Source organism: Guptibacillus algicola (assembly GCF_020171805.1).
GTDB lineage: Bacteria > Bacillota > Bacilli > Bacillales > Guptibacillaceae > Guptibacillus > Guptibacillus algicola.
Genome location: NZ_JAIVAF010000001.1, coordinates 650,305 through 667,937, shown reverse-complemented (window position 1 = coordinate 667,937; position 17,633 = coordinate 650,305). Strand labels below are relative to the sequence as shown.

At 39.7% G+C, this 17,633-nt stretch carries 24 protein-coding genes; 21 read left to right on the top strand and 3 right to left on the bottom strand.

The genetic code is table 11. The annotated features are described in order from the left end of the window. Window position 1: 1 nt before the first annotated feature. From LCM09_RS03605 to LCM09_RS03575, 7 genes are all read left to right on the top strand, one after another. Complete coding sequence (locus tag LCM09_RS03605; protein WP_224878751.1) at window positions 2-607, top strand: hypothetical protein; 606 nt, start codon at window positions 2-4, stop codon at window positions 605-607. Window positions 608-632: 25 nt separating this feature from the next. Beyond that, window positions 633-1,172: a GerW family sporulation protein gene (ytfJ, locus tag LCM09_RS03600; protein WP_224878750.1), complete on the top strand. Its 540-nt coding sequence runs from the start codon at window positions 633-635 to the stop codon at window positions 1,170-1,172. Window positions 1,173-1,297: 125 nt separating this feature from the next. Beyond that, on the top strand, window positions 1,298-1,795 hold the full coding sequence (gene tpx, locus LCM09_RS03595; protein ID WP_224878749.1) for a thiol peroxidase: 498 nt from the start codon (window positions 1,298-1,300) through the stop codon (window positions 1,793-1,795). Window positions 1,796-1,944: 149 nt separating this feature from the next. Beyond that, the gene (locus LCM09_RS03590; RefSeq protein ID WP_224878748.1) at window positions 1,945-2,937 is read left to right on the top strand and encodes a class I SAM-dependent methyltransferase; all 993 of its coding nucleotides are present in this window, start codon (window positions 1,945-1,947) and stop codon (window positions 2,935-2,937) included. A 177-nt stretch (window positions 2,938-3,114) separates the two neighbouring features. After that, a complete protein-coding gene (locus tag LCM09_RS03585; protein ID WP_224878747.1) occupies window positions 3,115-4,302 on the top strand; it encodes an acetate kinase in 1,188 nt (395 codons plus the stop codon). Between the two features lie 115 nt (window positions 4,303-4,417). Next, a complete protein-coding gene (locus tag LCM09_RS03580; protein WP_224878746.1) occupies window positions 4,418-5,266 on the top strand; it encodes an EcsC family protein in 849 nt (282 codons plus the stop codon). Between the two features lies 1 nt (window position 5,267). Then, entirely contained in the window at window positions 5,268-5,774 is a 507-nt protein-coding gene (locus tag LCM09_RS03575; protein WP_224878745.1) for a MogA/MoaB family molybdenum cofactor biosynthesis protein, read from the top strand. 40 nt (window positions 5,775-5,814) lie between these two features. Here LCM09_RS03575 and LCM09_RS03570 read toward each other — a convergent pair whose 3' ends face one another. After that, window positions 5,815-6,117, bottom strand: coding sequence for a hypothetical protein (locus LCM09_RS03570; protein ID WP_224878744.1), 303 nt, complete (start codon window positions 6,115-6,117; stop codon window positions 5,815-5,817). A gap of 108 nt (window positions 6,118-6,225) precedes the next feature. On the opposite strand from LCM09_RS03570, the gene LCM09_RS03565 reads away from it, so the two are divergent. Then, window positions 6,226-6,393 carry a hypothetical protein gene (locus LCM09_RS03565; protein WP_224878743.1) on the top strand — a complete coding sequence of 56 codons (168 nt, stop codon included), beginning with the start codon at window positions 6,226-6,228 and terminating at the stop codon, window positions 6,391-6,393. A 19-nt stretch (window positions 6,394-6,412) separates the two neighbouring features. Here the strand turns inward: LCM09_RS03565 and LCM09_RS03560 are convergent, their stop codons facing one another. Beyond that, complete coding sequence (locus LCM09_RS03560) at window positions 6,413-7,756, bottom strand: purine-cytosine permease family protein (protein WP_224878742.1); 1,344 nt, start codon at window positions 7,754-7,756, stop codon at window positions 6,413-6,415. A 117-nt stretch (window positions 7,757-7,873) separates the two neighbouring features. On the opposite strand from LCM09_RS03560, the gene LCM09_RS03555 reads away from it, so the two are divergent. The 13 genes from LCM09_RS03555 to LCM09_RS03495 all read left to right on the top strand — a co-directional run bounded on the left by LCM09_RS03555 (window position 7,874) and on the right by LCM09_RS03495 (window position 17,188). Continuing rightward, window positions 7,874-8,245 (top strand): hypothetical protein, encoded by a 372-nt coding sequence (locus LCM09_RS03555; protein WP_224878741.1) that lies wholly within the window; start codon window positions 7,874-7,876, stop codon window positions 8,243-8,245. A 55-nt stretch (window positions 8,246-8,300) separates the two neighbouring features. After that, on the top strand, window positions 8,301-8,666 hold the full coding sequence (gene crcB, locus LCM09_RS03550) for a fluoride efflux transporter CrcB (RefSeq protein ID WP_224878740.1): 366 nt from the start codon (window positions 8,301-8,303) through the stop codon (window positions 8,664-8,666). 1 nt (window position 8,667) lies between these two features. Further along, on the top strand, window positions 8,668-9,009 hold the full coding sequence (locus LCM09_RS03545) for a fluoride efflux transporter FluC (protein WP_224878739.1): 342 nt from the start codon (window positions 8,668-8,670) through the stop codon (window positions 9,007-9,009). 132 nt (window positions 9,010-9,141) lie between these two features. Then, window positions 9,142-10,263 carry an alanine dehydrogenase gene (gene ald / locus LCM09_RS03540; RefSeq protein ID WP_224878738.1) on the top strand — a complete coding sequence of 374 codons (1,122 nt, stop codon included), beginning with the start codon at window positions 9,142-9,144 and terminating at the stop codon, window positions 10,261-10,263. Between the two features lie 93 nt (window positions 10,264-10,356). Then, window positions 10,357-10,830 (top strand): DUF3939 domain-containing protein, encoded by a 474-nt coding sequence (locus LCM09_RS03535; protein WP_224878737.1) that lies wholly within the window; start codon window positions 10,357-10,359, stop codon window positions 10,828-10,830. 51 nt (window positions 10,831-10,881) lie between these two features. Continuing rightward, window positions 10,882-11,394: a DUF4178 domain-containing protein gene (locus LCM09_RS03530; protein WP_224878736.1), complete on the top strand. Its 513-nt coding sequence runs from the start codon at window positions 10,882-10,884 to the stop codon at window positions 11,392-11,394. Window positions 11,395-11,407: 13 nt separating this feature from the next. Further along, on the top strand, window positions 11,408-12,079 hold the full coding sequence (locus LCM09_RS03525; RefSeq protein ID WP_224878735.1) for a PspA/IM30 family protein: 672 nt from the start codon (window positions 11,408-11,410) through the stop codon (window positions 12,077-12,079). Between the two features lie 26 nt (window positions 12,080-12,105). Next, window positions 12,106-12,678, top strand: a complete 573-nt coding sequence (locus LCM09_RS03520) for a DUF4247 domain-containing protein (protein WP_224878734.1) — start codon at window positions 12,106-12,108, stop codon at window positions 12,676-12,678. A gap of 18 nt (window positions 12,679-12,696) precedes the next feature. Further along, a complete protein-coding gene (locus tag LCM09_RS03515) occupies window positions 12,697-13,092 on the top strand; it encodes a DUF350 domain-containing protein (protein WP_224878733.1) in 396 nt (131 codons plus the stop codon). A 26-nt stretch (window positions 13,093-13,118) separates the two neighbouring features. After that, window positions 13,119-14,663 (top strand): polyamine aminopropyltransferase, encoded by a 1,545-nt coding sequence (locus LCM09_RS03510; protein ID WP_224878732.1) that lies wholly within the window; start codon window positions 13,119-13,121, stop codon window positions 14,661-14,663. Window positions 14,664-14,731: 68 nt separating this feature from the next. Beyond that, on the top strand, window positions 14,732-15,412 hold the full coding sequence (locus LCM09_RS03505) for a metal-dependent hydrolase (protein WP_224878731.1): 681 nt from the start codon (window positions 14,732-14,734) through the stop codon (window positions 15,410-15,412). 112 nt (window positions 15,413-15,524) lie between these two features. Beyond that, window positions 15,525-15,770 carry a hypothetical protein gene (locus tag LCM09_RS03500; protein WP_224878730.1) on the top strand — a complete coding sequence of 82 codons (246 nt, stop codon included), beginning with the start codon at window positions 15,525-15,527 and terminating at the stop codon, window positions 15,768-15,770. A 107-nt stretch (window positions 15,771-15,877) separates the two neighbouring features. Continuing rightward, on the top strand, window positions 15,878-17,188 hold the full coding sequence (locus LCM09_RS03495; protein WP_224878729.1) for a DRTGG domain-containing protein: 1,311 nt from the start codon (window positions 15,878-15,880) through the stop codon (window positions 17,186-17,188). A gap of 38 nt (window positions 17,189-17,226) precedes the next feature. On the opposite strand, the gene LCM09_RS03490 is transcribed toward LCM09_RS03495, so the two are convergent. Beyond that, window positions 17,227-17,529 carry a YtpI family protein gene (locus tag LCM09_RS03490; protein WP_224878728.1) on the bottom strand — a complete coding sequence of 101 codons (303 nt, stop codon included), beginning with the start codon at window positions 17,527-17,529 and terminating at the stop codon, window positions 17,227-17,229. Window positions 17,530-17,633 lie beyond the last annotated feature (104 nt).

The following is a 17,633-nucleotide window of genomic DNA, read 5'->3' as shown; positions in this document are numbered from 1 at the left end:
CATGCTAATCGCAGTCGGCATCGTAGTGGTATTACTTCTGTGTTTGATCATGCTAATCTTATTTTCTACAGTGAAAGTAACTGTGATGGTCGAACATTCTAGAGCGGTTGAAGAAGTAGTTGTTGATTTTTCAGCATTGTTTGGCATCATCTCTCATACTGCGACAATTCCCTTAATTGATCTATTAGAACAAAAAGAAGAAGAGTTGATAGAAAAAGTCGAAGAACAGAAAAGCTTCTCTCCTCTTAAGGGTATAAAAAATGTGAAGAAATGGGTTAGAAGAGGAATGGAGGCTAAGCCAGCTGCGTCTTTTATGCTTAGAAAAACTAATATTAGGACGGTACAATGGGAAACGAATATTGGTGTTGGGAACGCAGCAACGACCGCAGTTGGAGCTGATGTTCTGTTAAATTCAAAAATAGCGCTGTTTGCCATTCTGTCTCACTACACGAACCTGTTAGCTGTACCTCAACTGATCGTTACACCAATATATGAAATGAAAACGATCCAGACATATATCAAATGCATGATAACGTTCAAACTAGGGCATGCTATGATCGCGGTAATTAAATTATTGAAGTCTCAAAAAAAGCTTCAAGAGGCTTAACGGTTTAAGCGAAGGAGGCATTAATATGGCTGGGCATCCGATAGAAGGACTAATGCAAACAGCAATGGAAAATTTGAAAGATATGATCGATGTTAATACGATCATTGGCGACCCGGTAGAAACCCCAGATGGTAGTGTGATATTAACCGTTTCGAAAGTAGGCTTTGGTTTCGCTGCGGGTGGAAGTGAATTCATGCTCAAATCCCAATCTCAATCGTCACAGAAAGACCAAAGTAAGGGAGAGCCTTTTGGTGGGGGAAGTGGTGGTGGAGTTTCGATTACACCCATCGCCTTTTTGATTGTAAGCGGAAGTGACATCAAAATGATCCATCTTGATAACACAACTCATCTTTATGAGCGACTCTTGGATCTTGCTCCACAGGCCATCGAAAAAATCCAAAGTATGCTTCAAAACATGGGCAATCAAGGTTCAGGAAAAGATAAACAAAAGAGTGATCAAAGTAATCAATCGGAGCAATCCCAATCTAGAAATCATTCGCAAAGTAAGTATCGCTCACAAAGAGGACAACAACAAAACGATGAAAAGCAGGATCTTGGATTTTAAACCCGTTATATGCACCGGGTTTTATTTTGTTCTAGCGAGCACAGCACATTTCTTGAAATAATAACGTGTCACAGATATGATGAAAATAGTCGTACATACGACCAACTAATAAAGGAGGTAGTAACATGGCTAATATTACATTTAAAGGAACACCAATGACACTGCTTGGTGAAGAAGTAAAACAAGGTGACAAAGCACCTGATTTTACTGTACTTGCAAATGATCTTTCAGAAAAAACGCTAGAAGATTATTCTGGTGTACGCCTTATTAGTGTTGTTCCATCTCTTGATACTGGGGTTTGCGACGCTCAAACACGTAAATTTAATGAACAAGCTGCAGGGCTTGAAAATGTATCAGTATTAACAATAAGTGCCGACCTCCCATTTGCTCAGAAGCGCTGGTGTGGGGCTGCTGGAATTGAGGATGCAATTACACTTTCCGATCATCGTGACTTATCGTTCGGTAAAGGTTACGGTGTTGCAATTCAAGAGCTTCGCTTGCTAACAAGAGCAGTATTCGTTGTAAATAGTAAGAATGAAGTTGTCTACACAGAATACGTAAGTGAAGCAACTGATCATCCAGATTATGAGAAAGCACTAGAAGCTGCTAAACAAGCTGACTAACAGGTAGGGACTTCGATGAAAGCATCGGAGTCCCTTTTTTTGAAGTACAACGTTCATTCGGTTTTAGTCTCAACAACTATGTCATTTGCGAAACGGTTCCTTACTGTTTACAATAGAGGCGGCGAACTAATAGGCAGGAGGCCAAAAAAATGAACGAATTAACTGTAGAAAATCTATTTAGCGTACTTGATGAATCGACATTGGTCATTCAAAATAAATTGAATTTGACTTATTTAGAAGCACTTGTAGAAACGGGCTTAAACTTATTCGAAGAATCTGTGCTTCAGGAAGAATTAGATGCTGAGACAGTCGAGCGCCTAGAAAAACTATATGAACCGATAACGTTAGAAGGTGCGGAAAAAGAGACGGTTCGAAAAGGCATTCAGCTTGCTATACTAAAAGGCATGAAGAAAGGAATTCAGCCTCACCATGCGATGACACCTGATAGCGTAGCTCATCTGATTGGATTTCTGGTGAATAAATATAAAGAAGTTTTACAGCTTGATGAGGTAAGAGTTCTTGATCCTGCTGTTGGGACTGGGAATCTTTTAACTGCTGTTTTAAATCAGTTGAAGGCAGAAAAAGTTCTATCATATGGCGCGGATGCAGATGACTTGCTCTTGCATATTGGCTTTATTAATGCAAACTTACAGAAGCATCAAGTTGAATTTCTACATCAAGACAGTATTAAGGATTTGTATGTTCCACAAGTTAATACAATTGTTACAGACCTACCGGTTGGTTATTACCCTCATGAGGAAGTTGCAGCGAATTATTCCCTTAAAGCTGAAGAAGGAATGTCTTACGTCCATCACTTGTTAATTGAGCAGAGCCTCAATATGACTGAAGAATCGGGAATGCTTTTCTTCATGATTCCTAACTTCTTGTTTAACGATGAAAAAGGGCACCGAATCCAGAACTTAATCAATGAGCGGTCAAACATTCATGGAATTATTCAGCTGCCAACAAGCCTCTTTGCAAATGAAGCACAAGCGAAGAGTATTCTTGTCGTTCAGAAAAAAGGAGAGAAAGCCCTAAAACCAAAACAGGTTATGATGGCAAAACTTCCTTCATTTTCGAATAGAGAAGCAATGGTTAATATGATGCAGCAAATAAATGGGTGGTTTCAACAGCTATCCTAAAAGCTGTTTTGAAACGTTTACAAATCTGAATTGGCGGAATACTTTTATGTAAGCGGTTTTCATCTTGAATTAAGTCATTCAGGGTGTTTAAATAAGGAAGGTGTGAAAAGATAGAAGGGTATCCCCCTTCTATTTTCGTGTAGTACGCTAATTACAGTATAAAAGGAGCTGTCACATATGGCGAAAGTAATAGCAATCAACGCCGGTAGTTCTTCATTGAAATTTCAACTTCTAAATATGCCGGAAGAAACTGTTATCACTAAAGGAATTGTAGAACGTATCGGTCTTGATGACGCCATTTTTACAATTGAAGTGAACGGTGAAAAAGATAAAGAAATTACTGACATTCCCGATCATGCGGTTGCAGTAAAAATGCTTTTGGAAAAGTTGTTCGAACACTCCATCATCTCATCTTATGAAGAAATTGAAGGCGTGGGTCACAGAGTTGTGCACGGAGGAGAAAAATTTAATGATTCCGCCCTCATTACTGATGACGTGCTTAAAGGGATTGAAGAAGTATCAGAATTAGCTCCATTGCATAACCCTGCAAACTTAGTTGGAATCCGTGCATTCCAAGAAATCCTGCCTGATGTTCCAGCTGTTGCAGTATTTGATACAGCTTTTCACCAATCAATGCCAGAGCAATCTTTCCTATATAGCCTTCCTTATGAGTACTATGAGGACTTCGGAATTCGTAAATACGGATTTCATGGTACATCCCACAAGTATGTTTCAGAGCGTGCGGCTGAATTATTAGGACGACCTTTAGAAGAGCTTCGTCTTCTTTCATGTCACCTTGGGAATGGCGCGTCAATTGCAGCAATTGAAGGTGGAAATTCCATCGACACATCTATGGGCTTTACTCCACTAGCTGGTGTTACGATGGGAACTCGTTCAGGTAATATTGATCCTGCATTAATTCCATTCATTATGGAGAAAACAGGCCAAAATGCTGAAGAAGTACTGAATACATTGAATAAAAAGAGTGGACTTCTAGGAGTATCTGGTTTCTCTAGTGATCTTCGTGACATTACGTCTGAAGCTGAAGCTGGTAACGAACGTGCTGAACTAGCCCTAGAAGTGTTCACATCAAGAATTCATAAATACATCGGCTCTTATGCTGCGCGCATGTCAGGGCTAGATGCAATTATCTTCACAGCGGGTATCGGAGAAAATAGTGATACTGTACGTGAGAGAGTTCTTCGAGGATTAGAGTTCATGGGAGTTTATTGGGATCCTGCTCTTAACAAGGTTAGAGGAAAAGAAGCGTTTATTAGCTATCCTCACTCTCCAGTTAAAGTCATTATCATCCCTACAAATGAAGAAGTTGTTATTGCGAGAGACACGGTTCGTCTTTCAAAATAAATTGTTACGAGAGCATCTGTCTATCAGGTGCTCTTTTCTTTTTAGCAATATTGGAAGTTTTCCTCGTAAAAAGCTACAATATAGACATATACGTAACTGAAGGGAGCGATTGTGTTTGGTATGGACGGAACGAGAAGAGAGAAGACTTGAAGAAATTAAGCAGTGGGAACAAGAACATTTTGCCCAGCATGCTACTGATATCGAGCGAACGTTTCAAAAATGGTATGAATATCAAATCAATACAGTTGATTCATCAACAAGAAATAAAATGTATTCCATTATCGATTCTGCCTTATTTCATATGCATGCATTTATCCAAAATTCCCAATCTCAAGTTGATGCAAGCAATCGTTTATTAACTGATGCGCGGTTATATAATCCTGAAATCGAACAAATTCAGGATATGAAAAAATTATCAGTCGATCAACTTGCATACATAGCTGATCAACAAATAGCGCGCCAAAAAATGGTGTCTCTCGCACAAGGTGGCTTAGCTGGTACAGGAAGTTTACTTTTACTTGGACTTGATATACCAGCCGTTTTGGCAATTAATTTACGTACGGTACAATTAATTGCGATGACGTATGGTTATCCAGTCAGCTATCCTGCTGAAATGATGATCGCTTTAAAAGTATTTCATATGGCAACGTTACCAAAAGGGCTACAAAAGCAGGGGTGGATGGCACTTGAAGAAGAACTGTCACAAGGACATGAACACCCTTACTTCTATGAAGGTAGTGAGGAAATCGCCGACTTAAATTGGTTACAGGGACCTATGAAGCAAGTTGCGAAAGGTACCGTCTTAATGATGTTGAGAAAGAAAATTATTCAAGGTATTCCCTTGTTTGGTATTGCAATCGGAGCTAGCTTAAATTACAGGTTTACAAGGTCTGTTAGTGAAGCGGCGCATAAGTTCTATCAAAAGCGATTTTTAATGGAGCTTCAATCAGAGCGAGGTGTTTGATATGAGTTATATAGAGCATAAGGCAGCGGCTCCTTCTACCGTTCGCGTCCAAATTATAACTGTAAGTGATACGAGAACGCTTGAAACAGATAAAAGCGGGATGCTTATATCTGAAATGCTTGGTAAGAATAATCACAAGGTTATTGAGCGCGTTGTTATAAAAGATGATCAAGAGACCATCAAAAACACAGTGAAAAATGGTGTGGACAACAAAGAAATCGATGCTATTTTACTGAATGGTGGAACAGGAATCTCAAAAAGAGATGTTACATATGAAGTGATCGAAAGCATGCTTGAAAAGGAGTTAACTGGATTTGGGGAGCTCTTTCGGATGTTGAGCTTTACTGAGGATATCGGATCACCAGCAATGTTATCACGAGCGATCGGAGGGGTTTTGGAGGATACAGCCATCTTTGCGTTACCAGGTTCATCAGGAGCCGTTAAACTAGGTATGTCAAGGTTGATACTCCCCGAATTACCTCATGTTGTTCGAGAAATAAATAAGTGAACAAAAGGCTGCTGAGAAAAAATCTCGGCAGCCTTTTGTTTCACTTAGATGTTATCAATAAGCTCTTCCTGTACCACAGCCATAAATCATTAATGATCGATGCTAATTCAGCAATTTGTGAATTCAAATCACATGAATGATCAAAGTTCTCTTCATTGCTCAACTGAAATTGTTTATTCATGATCAAAGTCTCAATCTCAATAATTCGATTAGGTATCGTGCTTCTTATTTGTTCCCATCTGTGTAGAAGTTCTTCTTGTTCACTTAGAGTTAGGTCTTCCCAAAGGTGTTCAACAACAGGGATATCGATTTGTAAACGATTGTCTCGATAAAATGTAAACATTTTTCTTCCCTCCTAATGAAATGGTAAAGACTTCATTCTTCAATATTTACAAGTGAGTAGGGAACACTATAAAAGCAAGACTTTATTGACAGAGGAGGTTTTCCCGAGTTGAATAAGAATAAAGACGAATTGGTATATGACCAGAGTGGTGAAATGATGGTCCATCAGCAGTTGAGTCAATCCTATCAAAGCGGTGTGATCGATCAAGAAGAGGCAATGAAGCAAGAAAAGAGCAAAAAATTCCCTCCTAAGCAAGACAGAAAGAGCTACTATTAGGATTCAGAAAGTTCATGTACTACACATGAACTTTCTTGTTTTTTATCAATAGTCTTATTTTCTTGATGGTTAGGTAGAGTATACCTGTGAAAAAAAACGATAAGAATCCAGGTGAGAGTGATACGGGTAGTACGAGGTAAAAGCACATACCGAGAACGATTGCGCTAAACCCATCGTAGTTGATCACATTTTCTTTGCTATTCATTTTCGACAATAATTCTGAAGTGAAGCGCGCCTTTTTTAAGATAATGAAATCAGTAATTATAATAGCGGATAACGGGATTACAAAAGCCCCGAGCAAGGAAATGAATTGGTCTGCCTCATTCACAAGTGTTGGAAAGCCACTTAGGACGATAGCAAAGCATCCGAGTACTATGGCACTCTTCACTCTTCCTAAAGAAGGAAACGTGTTTAGGAGGCTATATCCGCCTGTATAGGCATTGCTGATATTAATCGTAAACATCGAACAAAGAGCTGCTATGAAGATAAAGGTGAGCAAAATAGTCGAGTCAGTATAGCGACTAGTGATTAGAAATGGGTTCCATGAATCTGCTACAGAAGCAGTGTAAGCACCTAAGAGTGCCGTGAAGAGAAATCCAAATGAGTTCCCTATAAACAACCCGAAAAACGCGTGCTTTGCTGAACGTGCATACCTTGCCATATCGGAAGAACTACTCACCCCTGATACATATTGAACAAAGGCCAGGCTTGCATAAAAAAAGACCGTGGTGAATTTGGGAGCCTCATTGCTTGATACAGTAGAAGGAAACGTGTTGCCTCCAACGGTTGACGTTAAGAAAACAATCAACATAGAGATGGTTCCTGCAAAAAGCAATGGTAGTAAAAAGACAGTTGCTTTCTTTACGGCATTAAACCCTACTAAGGCAAGGGTCGCCATTAGAGTTGCTAAGAGTAATGAAACTGGGAGGAATGGCAGTGTGATTGAGAAGGCGCGATGTAATAATTCTACAGCCATGTAAGTTCCGCCAATTGTTTGTACCGCGAACCAATATAGAGAAGTGATGGTTCGAACTGGTGATGCAAAATACTGTGCTCCTTTTTGGCCTAGAAAAGACCTGACGGCATATTGTGAGGGAATTCCTTTTCTAGCACCGGGGAAGGAAAGAAAAGAGACAAAGACAAAAGCGAGTATCGCACCTAATACAGTTGAAATGACAGCCCACATAAAAGATAATCCGCCTTCAAGGACTGCAAGAGCTGGGACAAGGAAATTTCCCGCGTTAACTGAAATTGTCATTTGAATCATTGCGTATTCATACCAGGAAGTCGTACGTAAGTTTGTGGGTACAGATTCTAGCCCGAATCGTTCAATTTTTGTAAGCTGTTTGTTAGTTGAATTCATGAAGACTCCTTTTTAACGTCCTTATCTCTATTTTAGTTCGCTAAATAAGATGTTGCAATCTAGAAGTGTAGGAATAATTATGAAGAGTTTTTCAGAGGCTAATGAAGAGGTGATCGAATGATAAAATTAGCGTTAATTCTGACTATTCTATTGTGCATACCTTTTCACGCTGAAGCTTCATCGTTGCAAAACAGCTTTATGTTTAAGTGTACAGTTATCGCTGAAGGGGTTGAGAATGAATGGGAGTTCTCAAGTCCTAATGAATACGAAGTTGAGAAAGGTAACTTTGTGAAAAAGGGTTCAACAGCAAAGGAAGATGTAAAGTCACTATATGATTATCTTCAAGTGACTGAACTTTCTAGAGTAGAAGAATTAGTGGAGAAAATAAAGCAGTACGGATATTCAGATGCAGACCGCTTTGAATTGAGATGGATGGACGCAAACGGGAGACTCTATACTTGGGTATGGGATAAAAGGGGAAGTGAGTAGACTTTAAAGAATGGTTCCGATAAGATGGAAAAAGATTGATTAAAGGAGCCATGTAATGAGGTATAGTCTCGCTGTAGCAGTTGGTGGAGCGCTTGGAGCATTGCTTCGGAGTACTGTTGGTACATTGATGAACGGTATACCATTTTCAACATTTCTTGTGAATATCGTCGGTTCGTTTTTATTAGGGTTTTTTTATCGGTATATCGAGAGTAAAAACCTTGCAGAATGGTTTAAGAAGTTGATCGCGACAGGTCTTCTTGGCTCTTTTACAACATTCTCTACGTATTCTCTCGACCTATTCATTTATGTAAAAGCAGGTGAGTACTTGTCTGCTTTTCTTTATGGTTTTGGAAGTGTAGTAATCGGGATTAGTGCAGCCGTAATCGGAATGATAATTGCGAAACGCGTTAGGGGGAAGTAGTTTGCAATGGGTTATGATTGCCGTGGGTGGTGCTGTCGGAGCGCTTATGAGGTATTTAATCGCGCTGCTGATAGATAAGTTGAATGTAAAGAAACGTTTCCCGTTTGCGACTCTGTTAGTAAATAGTATCGGAAGCTTTCTCTTAGGGGTCGGATATGGATCAGGTGATTTCGGCCCAGCCGTATCGACAGGTTTTCTTGGAGCGCTAACGACCTTCTCTACATTTATATATGAAACCTTAGAGCTTTCTACAAATCATAAATATCTCGCTCTTTTTTATTTGTGTGTAAGCGTATGTGGAGGGTTGTTTATGGCCGCTGTAGGCTATATGCTTGTAGTATAATATGTGCGTTGAAAAGGGTTACAAAATTTTTCGGAGTAAAGGTTCCTTATTAGGAATCGGAATGTTATGATGATAGAGGTTTTGAGAAAAGCCCTTCCATTTATAGTTTGAAAGTCGAAGGAGGATTTATCAATGCGTATCGGAGTACCTGTAGAAATAAAAAACAACGAAAATAGAGTGGCTATGACCCCAGCTGGTGTGCTTAGTCTTACAAATTTCGGCCACGAAGTACATATTGAAAAAGGAGCAGGTATTGGCTCAGGTTTTACTGATGAACAGTATACTGAAGCTGGTGCTCACCTTGTTGATACTGCAAGCGAAGCCTGGAGTATGGAAATGGTTATGAAAGTTAAAGAACCATTGCCAGAAGAATACGGTTATTTCCGTGAAGGTCTTATTTTGTTTACATATTTACACCTTGCAGCAGAGCCTGAGCTGACGCGAGCTCTTGTTGAAAATAAGGTTATTGGTATTGCTTATGAAACAGTACAATCACCTAATGGTTCTCTACCACTTCTAACACCGATGAGTGAAGTAGCAGGTAGAATGTCAGCGCAAATCGGTGCGCAGTTCCTTGAAAAGCCTAAAGGCGGTCTTGGTATCCTTCTAGGTGGCGTCCCAGGGGTGAAACGTGGAAAAGTTACTGTCATTGGTGGTGGGGTTGTAGGTACTAACGCAGCCAAAATCGCTATGGGTCTCGGTGCGGATGTAACGATTATGGATTTGAGTCCTGAACGTATGCGCCAACTAGATGACATTTTTGGTACAGAAATCAACACGATGATGTCTAATCCCCTTAATATTGCTGAAGCAGTGAAAGAATCAGATCTTGTTATCGGTGCAGTTTTGATCCCAGGTGCAAAAGCGCCAAAACTTGTTACTGAAGATATGATTAAAGATATGAAGCCAGGATCTGTTATCGTTGATGTAGCGATCGATCAGGGTGGAATATTCCAAACGACTGATAAGATTACGACTCATGATAATCCAACATACACGAAGCATGGTGTGGTGCATTATGCAGTAGCAAATATGCCAGGGGCGGTTCCACGTACGTCTACGATTGCATTAACGAACGTAACCGTTCCATATGCAATCCAACTAGCAAACAAAGGCTACAAACAAGCCTGCCTACAAAACCAACCATTACTTAAAGGAATCAATACGTTGGATGGATTTGTAACGTATCAAGCAGTAGCAGAAGCACATGAATTAGAATACAATAGTGCCGAGAAAATGCTAGGAAATAGCTAACAAATGTTCAAGCAGCTGATGTTCAGCTGCTTTTTTCTTCTACAAAGAAAAGGAAAACAGAGGGCCTAGGCGAAAAAATAAGGAGGGGTAGTGATGAGCTTATTCAGGAAAAGAAAAGAGAAAGATAAGAATTTATCGAAAGAGTATAATGTGATCGATGTTTCTCTAGATGATATTCGTAAGGCTGTAGGGGAATTTGCGAATCAAAAGAGGGAAGGGATATCACTTAAAGTACTCGTTCTAAATGATAATCGAATCGATATGACTTTACTTGCACCTTTTTTACATGGTCTTCCCTCTACTCCTTTTTATATGTCCAGGGAAACTTTCGAGCTTTTTTCAGAGCAAGACCGTGAAATTCCTCTTTGGATCGACCGGATGCAAAAAGCTGTAGATGCATATGTAAGGCTAGAAGATGAGTTTCCTATTATTGAAGGAGATCCATATTACAAAGTTAGCTTCTATAAGTTAGAGAAAAAAGCGCTATTACAAGAGAGGCCGCCCTTTGACTTTTATTTAACGTCAGAGGAACATATGGTCAGTCATCGCAAACCTGAAAAAAAGTGAAACTATTAGTGAGTTAATTCGTAAATAAGATATAGGATAGGGGGTGTAGTGGTGAGTTTTCTTTCAAAGTTATTTGGCAAAAAAGAAAAAGAACAGCCAAAAGTAGAGGACCGCACAGTATTTAACATTCAGGTTGGAGATATCATTACCTACGACCTTGAAGACTACGAAGTGGTAGGAACGCTTACGTATAACAATCAGGGGTACAAGTGGTATGCTTATCAATTACAGGCAAGTACATCAACGATTTGGTTGAGCGCTGAGATGGATGATGAGCTGGAGCTTGGGATATACAAAACGGTTAAAGAGAAACTCTCTAAACCAATTCCTAAAGAAGTTACGATTGATGGAACGAAATTCTATCAGGATGAAAGTGGTAAAGCTCACGTATCCGGTACAGGTAGAGGTAGTAACCTAAATGGACAGCATGTTGAATACTATGACTTCTCAGATGAGGATGAAGAGGAGTTTCTGTCTGTTGAAGTTTGGGGTACTGAAGTAGAAGTTAGTAAAGGTTATGAAATTGAAGAGTACGAAATCAAAATTCTTGCAGGAAGCAAATGAGAGGATGAAATAAATGTTTAAAATGTTCAAACGAGTAAAAACCCTTATGTCATCAGAGTTGAATGCTGCGCTTGATAAAGCAGAAGATCCGGTTAAAATGCTAGAACAGTTTATGAGAGATATGGAAGCAGATATTCGTGAGGCTGAAACGGCTGTTGCAAAGCAGATTGCTAACGAAAAGATGCTTAAGAAAAAATGGGATGACGCCAATGCTATGGTTGAAAAGCGCCAGGAGCAGGCTGTGAAAGCACTTGAAGCAGATAATGATGAACTTGCGAAAAGAGCTCTTGAAGATAAGAAAGATCATCAAGCGAAAGCAGAGACGATGAAAGAATCGTATGAACGAGCAAAAGCAGATGCAGATACACTCCGTAGTAAGCTAGATGAAATGAAAGAAGAACATCGTCAAATGAAGCTGAAAAAGGATAGCCTTAAAGCACGTGCTGAATCTGCAAAAACAAAAACAAAAATTAACCGAGCAATGTCCTCAGTTGGTAGCGATGACTCCAAACGAGGTTTTGAGAGAATGGAAGAAAAGGTTCTTCAGTATGAAGCAGAAGCGGAAACAAGTGAAGATATGCGTTCTGACAATCGATCTCTTGATGATGAACTAGATGCACTAGACAAAGGTAACGGGATTGATGATGAATTAGCAGAACTTAAGAAAAAAATGGGGAAAGAATAACTCTTTCCCCTTCAAGGGGTGGAAGGATGAAAAGGCTGACAGGATTAATTCTGTTGACAGCATTCGTTCTACTCGTATCGGCATGCGGCATTACGAAAGATATTCAAGAAGTCGTAGAAGATCGATACCAACTTGAAGATGTTGTGGAGAGCAGCATAGATTCTGGAGATGTCTCTAGAATCTACACGGCAGAGGGGAAAGACATTCCCTCGGTCTCTTCATATCTTCAAGAACAAATTAAACCGAATGAAGTCAGCGAGTTAAAAGAAGGCAAACAAGTTCTTGTGTATGACGATTTCATAGTATCGTTGACAGAGGGCGACAATGACTCAAACACACTAGTAGAAGTGGCGACGATTGGATTCGTTAGAGATAATTATCGGCCAAGTTTCTTTGATGGTTTATTGGCTTATTACATACTTGATGAAATCCTTGACGTTGATGATTGGGGTAAAAAGCAAAAATCACGATGTAACAATAGCCTCGGAAATTGTTATGGAGGCTACAAATCAACTGGTGGAACATATAAAGGACCTTCAACCATCCCCTCATTTAGAGGTTCAGGAAGTCGCGGTGGAGGACCAGGAACAGGAAAATAAATAAAGGAGCGTCATAAAATGGGTCCATTTTTGTTAACTTTTGTATATTTTATTGCTGCGATCGTTGTTGTTGCAGTGGGGTTAGTGATCTTTGAATTAATAACGACTAAGTATAAGGATTGGCATGAAATTGAAGCAGGGAACACTGCTGTTGCGCTATCGATAGGTGGTAAGATTATTGGAATATGCTTAATCTTAGCTTTCTCCATTTATCATAGCTCAGATGTACTCGATACAGTGATCTGGGGTGGGTACGGAGTTGTCCTTCAGCTTATTGCCTACTATATTTTTGATTTTCTAACTAGACGTTTTTCAGTCGAGCAAAAGCTTCACGAAGGTGTGATAGCTGTAGGAATCGTATCGATGTGTGTCTCGATCGGACTTGGCTTTGTAGTGGGCGCATCCATTACATAAGAATATGACAGCTGAAGGTGAAAGACATGAGTAACGTTACAAATAAGAGCAGTCAGCTGTATTGGGCTTCTGGAATTGTCTCGATATGTGGAATCATTTTTGAAGTGCTTTTTGGCGCTCTTGGTTCTTACATCCTAGGAGATGGTGTGAAGCAATATACGATTACAATCTCATTATTTCTTACAGGAATGGGAATCGGAGCCTCCTTGAGTGAAAGAGTAGTCAAAAACCTGATCACACGATTTATCGTGATCGAGTTGATGATCGGAATCATCGGTGGTGTATCGAGTTTTGCTGTTTTTGGAATCACATCCATAGCTGGAGAAGAATCAACCGCAATCTTCCTCTACAGTATTATTTTAATCGTAGGTGGCTTAACTGGTCTTGAATTACCTATTTTGATCAGGAAAGCTAACGAAATAGGTGTGGAGATGAACAAAAGTACCGCCAGGGTACTTTTTTCAGATTATGCTGGTGGTCTTGTGGGCGGGCTATTGTTTGCATTTTACCTTAGACCCGAATTCGGACTTGTTAAATCAGCTTTTCTTGTTGCACTAATCAATATTCTGGTTGCTTTTTGGATGATCATCTCCTTTAGAAAAGAGATTGTGAAAACAAGTATTTATATAGGTGCAGCCTCTTTTGCATTGCTCTTAATGATTGCAGGGGTATTGTTCGGAGAGGAAATCGCCTTTTCATTCGAACAGCGTCTTTATAAAGATCCAATCATCTTTTCTGAAGAAACCAGTTATCAAAGGATTGTCCTCACTAAGGAGCAAGGTGATCTTAGGCTCTATTTAAATGGACAGCTTCAATTTAGTTCGAGCGATGAACACCGCTATCACGAGACGCTCGTTCATGTTCCGATGGCAGCGAGTCGTGATCGAAATAACATCCTTCTCTTAGGTGGAGGAGACGGACTTGCTGTTCGAGAGTTACTAAAATACGAAGAAGTAGATTCCATTACGGTAGTCGATCTTGATCCTCGAATGGTTGACATAGCAAGAACGAATCACATGTTAGTAGAACTGAATCAACAAGCATTTGAGGACAAGCGAGTAAAAGTTGTGAACGCAGATGCGTTTAAGTTCATGAAAAATGAACCTGACCGATTTGATGTCATCATAAGTGACCTGCCTGATCCGAATAATGAATCATTGAACAAGCTATATACTTGGGAATTCTACTCTATGTTGAGAAATCATTTGAAGCAGAATGGTGCAATGATGGTCCAGGCTACTAGTCCTGTTTTTGCTACGGAAGCATATTGGACAATTTCAAAAACCATTCGTGAAACAGGTCTCTATACGACGAACCTGCATGTCGATATACCAAGTTTTGGTAATTGGGGATTTGTGTTAGGTACAAGATCACAGATTGATAGCGAAGATCTCAATATTCAAGTGAAAACGGACTATCTAACATCTGAAATGGTACCCTCACTAACTGCGTTTGGTAAAGATGAGGATTCTACGATAACGAAAAATGGGGAGAAAGTTACATTAGAACCAAATACGTTAATACGTCCTAACCTTATCGATAAATATGAAAATGCATGGCAGCAGTATTAGTTTAGTAAATGTATGATAGGGAAAAACATATGTGAATCCATAATTAAGCATGTAAAGGAGCGGTTGAGATGCAAGTAACATTTCATGGTCATTCAGTAGTTGAGATTGTAACAGACAAAGCGAAAATACTAGTCGACCCGTTCATTACAGGTAATGAACAATGCGACCTTGATGCGAACGAGGTAACGTGTGATGTTATTTTACTAACACATGGACATAACGACCACGTTGGTGACACTGTTGAAATTGCGAAGCGAAATGATGCGCTTGTAGTTGCGCCTTTCGAACTTGCGACATACTTAGGCTGGAAAGAATTAAATACTCATCCAATGCATATCGGAGGAGCACACGAATTTGATTTTGGTACAGTTAAGTTAACTCAAGCTTTTCACGGTTCAAGCTATATGGATGAAGATAGTAAGCAGATCATTTATACGGGAATGCCTGCTGGTATCCTGTTCACTGCTGAAGGTAAAACAGTTTATCATGCTGGTGATACTGCACTGTATTCAGATATGAAGCTACTTTCAGATGTGAAGATCGACCTGGCGTTCATTCCGATCGGTGACAATTTCACGATGGGTCCAGATGATGCAGCGATTGCTACAGAATGGATCAATGCTGATTTAACAGTACCGGTTCACTATAATACGTTCCCTGTTATTGAACAAAACCCTGAAACATTTGTAGACAAGTTAAAGAATAATAAGGGTAAAGTAATGAAACCAGGCGATACAGTCAAATTATAATTGAAACAGTTACAAAGAACCGATGCCGAGGCAACGGTTCTTCTTTTTTTACGTGTTAAAAGGCCATGTCCTCTCATATCCTTTCTATAAGAAGGGCTGAGGAGGAATAAAAGTGAAACAACGCCTATTTTTATCAGTATTATGTATCTTATTTCTAGTATATGATGCGGTACCGAGGTTTCAGTTTGATTTAACCATGGAAGGTGCGTTTTTTGGCTTGTGGTTAGTATTTGCACTAATGGCACTGGGCGGAAATTTTGTTGGGCTGTACTTTGGTAGAAGCGAAAAGAAGGGAAATCGCGCTTCTCAATTTGAAGATTCTGCCGTAGAAACGAGAAAAAAGCTGTACAGCCGTTGAAGTTGCATCCAATAGTTATGTATAATGAAGTCAATTCAAACACCACTATAACAGATGAAGATTAAATATTGATACAGATGAGGCCATAGAAAGCATGGTGAAAGTAATTGACAACCAAACATGAACAGATACTCGATTATATTGAAACGCTCGAGGTAGGTAGTAAAATTTCAGTTCGACAAATCGCAAGAGAGCTCAAAGTAAGTGAAGGGACAGCTTACAGAGCGATTAAAGATGCTGAAAATAAAGGTACTGTTAGTACGATTGAGCGTGTAGGTACTATTCGTATCACGAAAAAAGAAAAAGAAAATATCGAAAAACTAACTTATGCTGAAGTTGTAAATATAGTGGATGGACAAGTGCTCGGTGGAAAAAACGGACTTCACAAGACGCTGCATAAGTTTGTCATCGGTGCCATGAAGCTAGAGGCGATGATGCGTTACGTTGATCCTGGTAGTCTTCTTATAGTAGGAAATCGTGATAACGTCCATAAGATTGCTCTTGAAGCAGGTGCAGCTGTCTTGATTACAGGAGGATTTGACGCTGAAGAGGAAGTGAAAGCGATGGCTGATGCCTATGAGCTTCCGATCATCTCAACATCATATGATTCGTTTACGGTTGCGACAATGATCAATCGTGCGATATATGACCAGCTGATAAAGAAAGAAATCGTCCTCGTAAGTGACATTTTAACACCGTTAACAAAGACGAGCTTTCTTGTATCGACCGAGAACGTTGGCAGATGGCATGAGCTAAATGAAGCGACCCTTCATAGCAGATATCCTGTTGTCGATCCGAACATGAAAGTTCAAGGCATCGTTACATCTAAAGACGTCCTTGGCGAGCAATATCAAACACCGATTACGAAAGTAATGACGAAGCAGCCGCTCACTGTTAATGAGCAAACGTCTGTAGCTTCAGCAGCACACACGATGATTTGGGAAGGGATCGAGATGCTCCCTGTCCTTGATCAATATCAAAGGTTGATCGGTATCGTGAGCAGGCAAGATGTTTTAAAAGCGTTGCAATTGATACAACAGCAACCACAAATTGGGGAAACGTTTGACGATTTGATCACAAGTCGGTTTAATGATGTATCTACGAGTACGGAGAGTAGATATGTATGTGAAGTAACTCCACAGATGACGAGCCTTTTAGGAACACTTTCGTACGGAGTTTTCACGACTCTTGTTACTGAAGCAGGTAGCAGAGTGTTGAAGAAGTATAAAAAAGGTGATCTAGTCGTAGAGAATATCACATTATACTTTATTAAGCCTGTTCAAATTGACAATACGATAGAAATTATCCCTAAAGTCCTCGAAGTCTCACGTAAATTTGGGAAAGTAGATGTTGAGATCTATCATGAAGGGACAGTAGTTGGTAAAGCATTGATGATGGCACAATTGATCGATCGATAAAACAAAAACGCCATGAGAGAACTCATGGCGCTTTCTTGTTACTTATTCATACTATCGTACTCTTCAACGGCGAAAGGTCGATAATGCTTTTGTTTCTTGTAGCCGACGATAACGTTAACAAGGCCGAGTATAATGAATGCGGCGCCAACGATATACGTTACAGTCGTGATGTAGACGGCAAATGAATTTATCGCAAAGAAAATCAGAAATAGTCCGAGAGCAATGCTTGCTTTAGAATTCAACCATTCTTTCGTAGCCACTCCGTTGGATCTGAACGACTTTACGCGATAAAACAAATAAAATACTATTGAAAAAATAATGAGTATAATAAAGATAGGCATGTATGTTTTCCTCCAAATGTAAAGGTTCGTCTCTATTGTATAGAACTTAAGGTGGAAAATCTATGACGAACCTATAACAAATAGGAAAGTGTACGAAAGGAGTA